Source organism: Vibrio genomosp. F10 str. 9ZD137 (assembly GCF_049974785.1).
In the GTDB taxonomy this organism is placed as follows: domain Bacteria; phylum Pseudomonadota; class Gammaproteobacteria; order Enterobacterales; family Vibrionaceae; genus Vibrio.
The window spans coordinates 1-8,672 of sequence record NZ_JBNGCJ010000401.1 but is presented as its reverse complement, the minus strand read 5'-3'; the positions used below and the strand labels follow the sequence as shown (position 1 = coordinate 8,672).

11 protein-coding genes are annotated in these 8,672 nt (G+C 40.6%); 2 read left to right on the top strand and 9 right to left on the bottom strand.

Annotated features, from left to right (window positions below; all coding sequences use genetic code 11):
• From waaF to ACP45E_RS09190, 4 genes are all read right to left on the bottom strand, one after another.
• On the bottom strand, nucleotides 1-773 hold a 773-nt coding region (gene waaF, locus ACP45E_RS09205), incomplete at its 3' end, for a lipopolysaccharide heptosyltransferase II (protein ID WP_083251592.1).
• A gap of 42 nt (nucleotides 774-815) precedes the next feature.
• Nucleotides 816-1,763 carry a glycosyl transferase family 90 gene (locus ACP45E_RS09200; protein WP_017037126.1) on the bottom strand — a complete coding sequence of 316 codons (948 nt, stop codon included), beginning with the start codon at nucleotides 1,761-1,763 and terminating at the stop codon, nucleotides 816-818.
• On the bottom strand, nucleotides 1,741-2,949 hold the full coding sequence (locus ACP45E_RS09195) for an O-antigen ligase family protein (RefSeq protein ID WP_017037127.1): 1,209 nt from the start codon (nucleotides 2,947-2,949) through the stop codon (nucleotides 1,741-1,743). The genes ACP45E_RS09200 and ACP45E_RS09195 overlap by 23 nt, the downstream gene beginning before the upstream one ends.
• Nucleotides 2,933-3,688 carry a glycosyltransferase family 25 protein gene (locus tag ACP45E_RS09190; RefSeq protein WP_017037128.1) on the bottom strand — a complete coding sequence of 252 codons (756 nt, stop codon included), beginning with the start codon at nucleotides 3,686-3,688 and terminating at the stop codon, nucleotides 2,933-2,935. The genes ACP45E_RS09195 and ACP45E_RS09190 overlap by 17 nt, the downstream gene beginning before the upstream one ends.
• A gap of 188 nt (nucleotides 3,689-3,876) precedes the next feature.
• Here ACP45E_RS09190 and ACP45E_RS09185 point away from each other — a divergent pair, with 188 nt between their 5' ends.
• Nucleotides 3,877-4,644, top strand: a complete 768-nt coding sequence (locus tag ACP45E_RS09185) for a glycosyltransferase family 25 protein (RefSeq protein WP_017037129.1) — start codon at nucleotides 3,877-3,879, stop codon at nucleotides 4,642-4,644.
• A 50-nt stretch (nucleotides 4,645-4,694) separates the two neighbouring features.
• Here ACP45E_RS09185 and mutM read toward each other — a convergent pair whose 3' ends face one another.
• The 5 genes from mutM to radC all read right to left on the bottom strand — a co-directional run bounded on the left by mutM (nucleotide 4,695) and on the right by radC (nucleotide 7,724).
• A complete protein-coding gene (gene mutM / locus ACP45E_RS09180; RefSeq protein WP_017036320.1) occupies nucleotides 4,695-5,504 on the bottom strand; it encodes a bifunctional DNA-formamidopyrimidine glycosylase/DNA-(apurinic or apyrimidinic site) lyase in 810 nt (269 codons plus the stop codon).
• A gap of 37 nt (nucleotides 5,505-5,541) precedes the next feature.
• Entirely contained in the window at nucleotides 5,542-6,021 is a 480-nt protein-coding gene (locus ACP45E_RS09175; RefSeq protein WP_017037130.1) for a hypothetical protein, read from the bottom strand.
• 317 nt (nucleotides 6,022-6,338) lie between these two features.
• Complete coding sequence (gene rpmG / locus ACP45E_RS09170; protein WP_002535344.1) at nucleotides 6,339-6,506, bottom strand: 50S ribosomal protein L33; 168 nt, start codon at nucleotides 6,504-6,506, stop codon at nucleotides 6,339-6,341.
• 13 nt (nucleotides 6,507-6,519) lie between these two features.
• Complete coding sequence (rpmB, locus tag ACP45E_RS09165) at nucleotides 6,520-6,756, bottom strand: 50S ribosomal protein L28 (RefSeq protein WP_017036316.1); 237 nt, start codon at nucleotides 6,754-6,756, stop codon at nucleotides 6,520-6,522.
• A 293-nt stretch (nucleotides 6,757-7,049) separates the two neighbouring features.
• Nucleotides 7,050-7,724, bottom strand: coding sequence for a RadC family protein (gene radC, locus ACP45E_RS09160; RefSeq protein WP_017037131.1), 675 nt, complete (start codon nucleotides 7,722-7,724; stop codon nucleotides 7,050-7,052).
• Between the two features lie 217 nt (nucleotides 7,725-7,941).
• Here radC and coaBC point away from each other — a divergent pair.
• A partial coding sequence (gene coaBC / locus ACP45E_RS09155; protein ID WP_141707270.1) for a bifunctional phosphopantothenoylcysteine decarboxylase/phosphopantothenate--cysteine ligase CoaBC occupies nucleotides 7,942-8,672 on the top strand: 731 nt, incomplete at its 3' end.

The window sequence follows — 8,672 nt, the reverse complement described above, 5'->3', positions numbered from 1 at the left end:
TCGACGGCCTGAATCAAACTTGTACTGCCAGCGAGATTAAAACAATACTGCTGCCCATCAGATTGCACTTGCTCAATAATTTTGGTTGTCACTTCTCGATCTTTGGCTGAACCAAATAGCCACACTTGATAGCCGAGTTCAATCATCCTAGAGGCAACTGCAGCAAAGTGATTATCGGGCCAACGTTTGGCAGGGCCAAATTCAGCGCCAGGGCACAAGCCAAGAACGGGCCGACTCAAATTTAAACTAAATTCGTCCATCGCTGACGACTGTGTTTGCTCTATGACTTCTAGCTTTGGAAACGGCAAGCCTGATAGCTCACCCAAGCAACCACTGCCCGTCATTGTTTCTTTGGTATGCGCTAATGCCACATATCGCTCAAGCATGTATTGGAACGATTTTTTGTTGGTGCGAATATCATTAAGAAGCCCATAACGCATTTCACCTTTCCAGCCAACTCGCTTAGGTATTCGAGCAAACCAGGGAATGAGCGCAGATTTCGCGGAATTAGGCAGTGTATAGGCCATGTCATATTTTGAATTTTTCAATGACTTACCTAACGAATATCGAGTTTTCAGATCAAACTGACCATGACCCAATGGCATTTCAAGGGCTTGATTAACCTCTGCCATGCGCTCTAGTATTGGCTTACACCAGGCCGGAGCCAATACGTCAATGAGGGCGTCAGGATATTGTTTTTTTAGTGCCATGTATAAGCCTTGAGACATCACCATGTCCCCTACCCATGACGGGCCTATTACCAGTATTTTCATAGTCTTCTATTTCTTACGGTTCTGGTTCTTGCGGTTCGGGTTCTAACTGTTCTGGTTATTATCATGCTGGTTTTCATTAACGTATTGACCGGATAATTCGAAGTAACGCTCAAGCGTTTTAATGCAAATAAGTTGCTCTAATTTTTCATCTTTAAATGGCGCGACATAGTCATGAGCGTTCTTAATGATCTTCTCAGCTTCTTCTGGATGATCTAGGTAATATTGAATCTTTTCATCAAAATCTGACCAATCACCTTTTACTTCAATATAGTGAACACCCGCTTTTAGTGTGCCTTCCATAAACCAAGTCTCGTACTTCATTTTAGGCGTAATAACGACAGAGTTAGACGACATCGCCCATTTTAAATTTGACGCAACATCGTTGCCTTCTAAACAGATCAGAAACTTATATTGAAGTTGTTCGTCAACCGACATAAACGGCTTCTGCCATTCTGGATTCTTATCACTAGAATTAGATTGTCCTGCATCCACTAAAGGGTGTTCGAACATTTCCTGCATGAAGCGGAATCGGTGAGGTTGCGTGACTGCTCCACGAAAAACAGCCATATTTTTTTTATCTGAATACTTGAGTTTATCTTTTACAAAACGAAAGTGACGTCGTTTGTCTAGCTTGAAAAGGACGGAGTTTCTATTGTCACCTTCTATTGGACGAGCTTTGAACAAGGTAGGGACAGGCTCTATGTGGGTTTCATCACCAAAGTAGTAATTAAATCGTAAGTGTTTTGGAAAATAATAGAGAAACTCTTTGAGATCAAAATAGTACGAGGTGAAGCCTTTACGCTTGTAACTCGATATCTGTATTGTTGATTGTATGCTAGCAGCTTCATCAAAGTTACAATAATAGTTCACCCGTGTATCGATATAATTCTGATTTACGGCATCATTAATTAGCTTGTTTTTTTTTCTGACGAAAAATTCTTGGGTGCATAACGATAACAGTAAATGTTTAATGTAATATCCGATTTTCATTCTTCCGCCTTATCATTAAAATAGCGACCCCAAGAGGAACAACAAAGTATATAACGCTTTGTGGGTGTATATTATTATATTCAGACAAATTAACTATAAATTGCAAGATACACAGGCTAAAAATAAGAAGGAACTTTACATTCTCACTTCTATACATAATTATAGGTAATACCAATATAGAGAAAAATAGTGAAATACCAATATATCCATACCTCACCAGAATATCTAAGTAACCATTATGAAAATGCTGTTTCGCAAGGAAATAGACCGTCTGACTCATTCTTTCATCTTGATTAATGACAGATAGGGCCTCTAGAAGGCCATTTTTTCCGTAACCATACCATGGCATATTACCCAATAGCTCACTACCAACTTTCCATAGTTGAAGCCGATAACCAATTGAAGTATTTAAATCCCCTGAAAAAATACTCTTGAGTTCTGAATAAGTATTAATTATTCGGAAGAATATATCTGGAAAAATCACATATGAGACGGTTAATACAAGCGATAAAGAAAGGAAAATAAACAAATAATTTTTATTGAGTGTTGCCCGATAGAGAAAGATAAAACCAAACGTGACAACAGCAGAAATAGCTACTATTGGCCCACGAGATTGAGCACCAAAAATAGAGGCAAAAATAAATATAACAGTTAGTAATAACAAAAACCCTGTTAAGGAAAATCGCTTACTTGATATCAAAAAAAACAACGTTAATATCGCCACTACAGAGAAATTGTAAGCTAAAGGAATAGCGTTTACTTCCCAGTAACCACGTTCAACACCTATATTATAACTAAACACATAGTAAATAAAACTCAAAGAGGCCAAAAACAACAAAATAGCCATCTGCTTTATTTTAATACGGTCACAATTGAAAAACAAAATGTAGATTACACTTGAAAATAGAGAACGTATAAAACCAGAATCGGCACCATTAATTATATAAATAATCGAAAGCCACCCACCAAAAATCATTACAACCCATAACCAATAATTTTCACGGATATTTTCAGCCAAAACCGACACACCAGAAAAAAGCAAAGAAAAAATAGAAAACAATATAACAAAAGCGACAAATAACATATCGCCTTTTCCATTAAAATGCATAAAAACAAGCATATAGATCAATGGTAAATATTGAAAAAAAGATAGAGTTTTTTCTTTCCAACTAGTACTTATTAACATTTTTAAAAACCCTAATAACTCTATTATTCACATGTGACCAAACAAATTTCTTATGTAAGCACTTGAGCTTGTACTTCACTAACTGTATCAACCCTTGCTTTTCTTCATTAACTGAGCTTTCAAACAAACCAGATTTACTTCCTTGGTGAACCAAAGATGGTTCTGACCAATAAAGATTGAACCTGATAGCATCACGATGTTCACTTTGATAAGTATCGATTGGTAAAGTTGTTCCATTTTTCTCAATAAAGGTGACAAGCCTTGTAGCTGCTTCTTTATCAATAATGTAGGCACCACACATTTTAGTATAATTGGCTAAATAGATTTTTTGGTTTCGCTTTCTAAATCGATACGGGACAGAAAGATAGGCATCTTCAATATTGACAAGATAGTTAGATTCACTTTCTAGTTCTTTCAAGATAAGATCTAATGATTCACTAAACCCGCGATTAAGTAGTACATCATCCTCAAAAATAAGCGCATGTTTTAAGTTTTTATCTACGATTTTTTTACAAGCTAAATAGTGCTTATAAAAGCATGAGTGCTCAGCTGCTGTTCGAAGGCTCCCTTTAAATATTGAATTTAAAACCTCAGGAGATAGGTCTTTAATATCGCCCTTTAGAACATACTCATAACTTTTTATGCCACTTTCAGGCAGGTGCTTATCAATATGAGCTCTTCGATCTTCATAACCTTCACTAACGTGAATGATGAACACATGCTCAATAGGTTGCGTCATACCTATTATTCCATACTACTTAACTAAGCCCGTCAGTATACAGCACTGAAACTGCACAATCACGAAAAAGCTAGGCTACAGGTATGAAGTGTTACTCAACACTCGCAATTCCATGCTGGCCTTGCTGAATGAGCTTATATTTTGTATTAAAGTAGTCTAGTTAGTATAATTATTAGAAATATCAAAAGATGAAGTCATACTGCATAACCCTAAACGGCTGCGAGGATCGCCAAGCCACCACAAAAAAAGTACTCACTAAAGCGCAGCTCGAGGTTGAATTCTTCATCGGTGTTGATGCACGAGTAGATACCCACCCTCTGCTAAACCGTAACAGAGATAAAGAATTCTTATACAACATTGGCCGCCCAGCAGCCGTTGGCGAATTTGGATGCTATGCCAGCCACTTCCTTATGTGGCAGAAGTGTGTAGAGCTTAACGAGCCTATTATTATTTTTGAGGATGATTTCGATATTGATGCTGCAATGTTTCAGAATACGTTACAGATAGCCGAAGAGCATATCGACAAATGCGGCTATATTCGAATTGAAAATGCCGACAATCACGATATGTTCTATCAAGTTCGTACTTATGGTGAACAGCGATTAGTTAAATACCTAAAAATCCCACAATGCATGACGGCCTACGCTATCTCACCTAAGTGTGCCAAAGCATTTATAGAACACAGCCAAACTTTTGATTACCCTGTTGATGTGTTCTTACGTAATGCTTGGATTCATAAACAGCCCATCTTTGGTGTTTGTCAATCTGGGCTGTGGGGAGGAAACAAACCTTCTATCATCGGCAACCGGAAACGATCAGGTAAGAAAAACTACTTCATCGCAGTGATGAAAATTATCAATAAGGTTAAAAATATGACGCTTAACCTTAAGACTAACTTCTATCACTTAGCCGTTTTAGGAAACGAGTACAAACCCACCAAATGGTGGAAAGGCTAAAAACTAAACGCTAAACGCTAAACGCTAAACGCTAAAACAGTAGCCTTGCTTTAGCGCTGGCACACACCACAAAAAAACGTATTACGTTGCCCAATTTTTTGCTCTTCAACCAAAGTGCTGCAAATTGGGCATTTCTTTCCTGCCCTGCCATACACTTGCAATTCTTGAGCAAAATACCCCGGCTTACCATCGGCTTGGGCAAAGTCTTTTAACGTTGTTCCACCTTGTTCGATGGCTTTGGATAGTACCTGTTTGATTTCGGGCACCAGCACGCCCCATTCTTTTTTTAGAATTTTACCCGCTTGCCGAGTCGGGTGTAATTTGGCAGAAAACAACGATTCACAGGCATAAATATTCCCCACTCCAACCACATTTTTGTTATCCATGATGAATTGCTTAACGGTCACCCGCTTGCCTTTTGCTTTGGTAAACATGTATTCAGCATTGAATTCATCGGTTAACGGCTCTGGGCCAATGTTCGCTAATACTGAGTGAGACTCACCTTTTTCAATCCATAACCAACAGCCGAAGCGACGCGGATCGTTATAACGTAAAATTTTTCCATTAGTGAGTTTAAGATCAACATGGTCATGCTTTGCTGCTTCGAAGTCGGCATCTAACACTCTCAATGATCCTGACATCCCCAAATGAACAATAGCGCTACCAGCGTCGGTTTCAATGATCAGGTATTTTGCTCTTCGAGATATGGTTCGAATCACTTCCCCTTCCATTTTTTTTAACTCTTGTGGGATATCCCAACGCAACTTAGGTGTTCGAAAAGTCAATGAATGGATGGTTTGACCGATAAGGTGTGGGCTGATTCCCATTCGGCTCACTTCGACTTCAGGCAACTCAGGCATGAGCTACAACTCCTTGAAAATAGATGATAATGGTGACCTAAGAGCTAGGAATTAGGTAATTCACTTCAACAGAAAGCGCAATCCACTTTTCTTGCCAATTTTTTAATAACCAGAATTGAGGCGTCTGATAGTAGGTGATCCTTTGTGGCTCTTCTTGATCCGCATACCAAACTTCTATGGTCTGTGGGTTGATCAAGGTCGGATTCAACGCTTGGCGTGTTTTGTCATCGACTTCCGTTCCAACAAGCGCTTGCCATCTATCCGCTAACTCTTCTGGCGCAACATTACTAGGCACGCTAATTCGCCACCGACCTTGATTTTTTTCTAAAGACCACTGGCTAAAGTGAAGAGATTGAAGCTCTGCGTCTGGATTTAATAGATAAGGATAAGGGCTGTGTGGCGGCTCAATTAAGTACGTTTTGATGATCGTCGGAAGGTACAGCACACCGATAAAGCACACAATGGCCAGCATCAAGAGGTTATTCCAACGCTTGCGACGGGCTGGTGAGACTCGCATGTTCATTCCCTATAAATACATTCGTTTATCTAACGAGTATAAGGGATTGAGGGTGGAAAAAGGAAAAAGGATGGCAATAGGATGAAGATAAGATGAAAAGAGGACGGAAGATGGGGTTAAAAGAAGGCGAAAAAGGAGGAAAAGAAGATGGAAGACAAGGTGGGAAGAAGATTAAAAGAGGGAGAAAAGAAGAAAAGTTAGACGTTAATGGTTGCGGTGGGTAAAAAATGAATGGTTGTAGAAACTAAAAACCCAGCTCGAAAGCTGGGTTTTATGCAATCTTCTCTAAACAAGAAGCTTTAAAGCGTTAATATCAATTACTTGATTTTAGCTTCTTTGTACATAACGTGTTGGCGAACTACTGGATCAAACTTTTTGATCTCAAATTTGCCTGGCATGTTACGTTTGTTCTTGTCAGTTGTGTAGAAGTGACCTGTTCCAGCAGATGATACTAGACGGATTTTCTCACGAATGCCTTTAGCCATTGTTCAATTCCTCTTAAACGTTTTCGCCACGTGCACGGACATCAACAAGTACAGCATCAATGCCTTTCTTATCGATAATACGCATGCCTTTAGCAGTTAGACGTAGTTTAACAAAACGTTTTTCGCTCTCTACCCAAAAACGGTGAGTTTGTAGGTTCGGCAGAAAACGACGCTTGGTAGCATTGCGTGCGTGTGAACGGTTGTTACCCGCTACTGGACGCTTACCAGTTACTTGACATACTCGGGACATGAATGTCTCTCCAAATCGTTTCAGCTCGATATCAACCTTGGTGGCCGAACCTCTCCATCAAAGATGAATTTAGAGGTAAAAACCAAAATGGAAAATCCATTCAAGGCTATCAAAGGTCGCGCATTATACTAACTTGACGTGCATTGCTCAAGACCCGAACAGATCCTTTTTACCGGATTTCGTGATCTTTTTTTGAACATCGCAGCTTATTGAGTAATCGAGGCTGATTTAAGGTTCTAAAATGTGGCGGGAATGATAGCAGATTTTTATCAACTAACAAGCCAAAATGTGATTCAAATCCAACCACGTTCGGCAAAGGAGACCACTTCGCCGTCACCAACCACAAAATGGTCGAGGACTCTGATGTCGACTAAAGACAGTGCATCCGTCAGTTTTCTCGTGATCCGCCTATCCGCCTGGCTAGGCTCAGCAACGCCTGAAGGGTGATTATGGGCAAGGATTAATGCAGCGGAATTGTGCTCTAATGCTCGCTTTACGACCTCTCTGGGGTAGACCGACGCCGCATCAATGGTCCCTTCAAACAAGATTTCATCTTTTATTACTCTGTTTTGATTATCTAAAAAGAGCACATGAAAGGCTTCTCGCTGGCGATCTCTCAATACGCTCGACAAATAAAGCTTGGTTTGCTGAGGGCTACTGAGCGCATCGCCACGTTTTAACGTTTCGGCTAAATAGCGCTGTGTCATCTCTAATACTGCTTGAAGTTGAACGAATTTGGCTTCCCCCAACCCTTTGTGATGACAAAACTGATCTTTGGAGGCTGAAAATAGCCCTCGCAGTGATCCCATCTCTTTGAGCAATACGTCGGACAGTTCGAGAACATTCATCCCTTTGGTTCCCGTTCTTAGAAAAATGGCCAACAGCTCAGCATCGGTTAATGAACCCGGCCCGTTGGCTAATAGCTTTTCTCTTGGCATCGATTCTGCGGGTAATGCTTTAATACTCATAACGACATTCACTTCTATCTATATTAAAACTTAAATTAAAATAATGGATGTCGATACAATAAAAGCCGCGCCGCTATTTATCTTGTCTAGCGATGATCGTTGAGAGTGAACGATGACAACCATGCAACTGTGATGTTCATTATTGCGCAAGAACAGGACTAGTCACAAAATAGAGCTCCATGTTATCTTAGCGGCAGAATTTTCGAAGGAAAACATCATGCAAACCCTAGCAGGAAAAAAGATTCTATTGGGCATCAGTGGCGGTATTGCCGCGTATAAATGCGCAGAACTCACTCGCCGCCTTGTTGAGCGCGGAGCACAAGTTAGAGTGGTAATGACCAGCGCAGCCAAAGAGTTCATCACACCTTTAACGATGCAAGCGGTCTCGGGTAACACCGTATCAGAAAGCTTATTTGATCCTGCGGCTGAAGCCTCTATGGGCCATATCGAGCTGGCGAAATGGGCTGACCTTATCTTACTTGCGCCTGCTACTGCTGATCTTATCGCTCGAATTTCAGCGGGCATGGGAAATGATCTTCTCAGTACGTTAGTACTTGCTACGGATTCACCGATTGCAGTATCTCCTGCTATGAACCAGCAGATGTACCAAAATATCGCGACACAAGAAAACATCGCGACCTTAACAAAGCGCGGCCTCAACATTTGGGGACCAGGCTCTGGCGAACAAGCGTGTGGTGACGTTGGCCTTGGCAGAATGTTAGAGCCAATGCAGCTTGTTGAGCGATGTGAACAATTTTTTAAACCTCACGCTCAGCCGTTAACAGGAAAATCCGTATTGATTTCAGCGGGCCCGACTCGCGAAGCTATCGATCCCGTCCGGTATATTTCCAACCATAGCTCTGGAAAAATGGGCTATGCACTTGCGCAAGCGGCAATAAATTTAGGTGCAGACGTGACTTTGGTTAGTGGGCCTGTTTCGCTTACCAA

Coding starts and splice junctions, on each gene's coding strand:
- ACP45E_RS09195 (WP_017037127.1), bottom strand. CDS start 2,949: ATGTTAATAAGTACTAGTTGGAAAGAAAAAACTCTATCTTTTTTTCAA.
- mutM (WP_017036320.1), bottom strand. CDS start 5,504: ATGCCTGAGTTGCCTGAAGTCGAAGTGAGCCGAATGGGAATCAGCCCA.
- rpmB (WP_017036316.1), bottom strand. CDS start 6,756: ATGTCCCGAGTATGTCAAGTAACTGGTAAGCGTCCAGTAGCGGGTAAC.
- ACP45E_RS09175 (WP_017037130.1), bottom strand. CDS start 6,021: ATGCGAGTCTCACCAGCCCGTCGCAAGCGTTGGAATAACCTCTTGATG.
- rpmG (WP_002535344.1), bottom strand. CDS start 6,506: ATGGCTAAAGGCATTCGTGAGAAAATCCGTCTAGTATCATCTGCTGGA.
- ACP45E_RS09200 (WP_017037126.1), bottom strand. CDS start 1,763: ATGAAAATCGGATATTACATTAAACATTTACTGTTATCGTTATGCACC.
- ACP45E_RS09190 (WP_017037128.1), bottom strand. CDS start 3,688: ATGACGCAACCTATTGAGCATGTGTTCATCATTCACGTTAGTGAAGGT.
- ACP45E_RS09185 (WP_017037129.1), top strand. CDS start 3,877: ATGAAGTCATACTGCATAACCCTAAACGGCTGCGAGGATCGCCAAGCC.
- radC (WP_017037131.1), bottom strand. CDS start 7,724: ATGAGTATTAAAGCATTACCCGCAGAATCGATGCCAAGAGAAAAGCTA.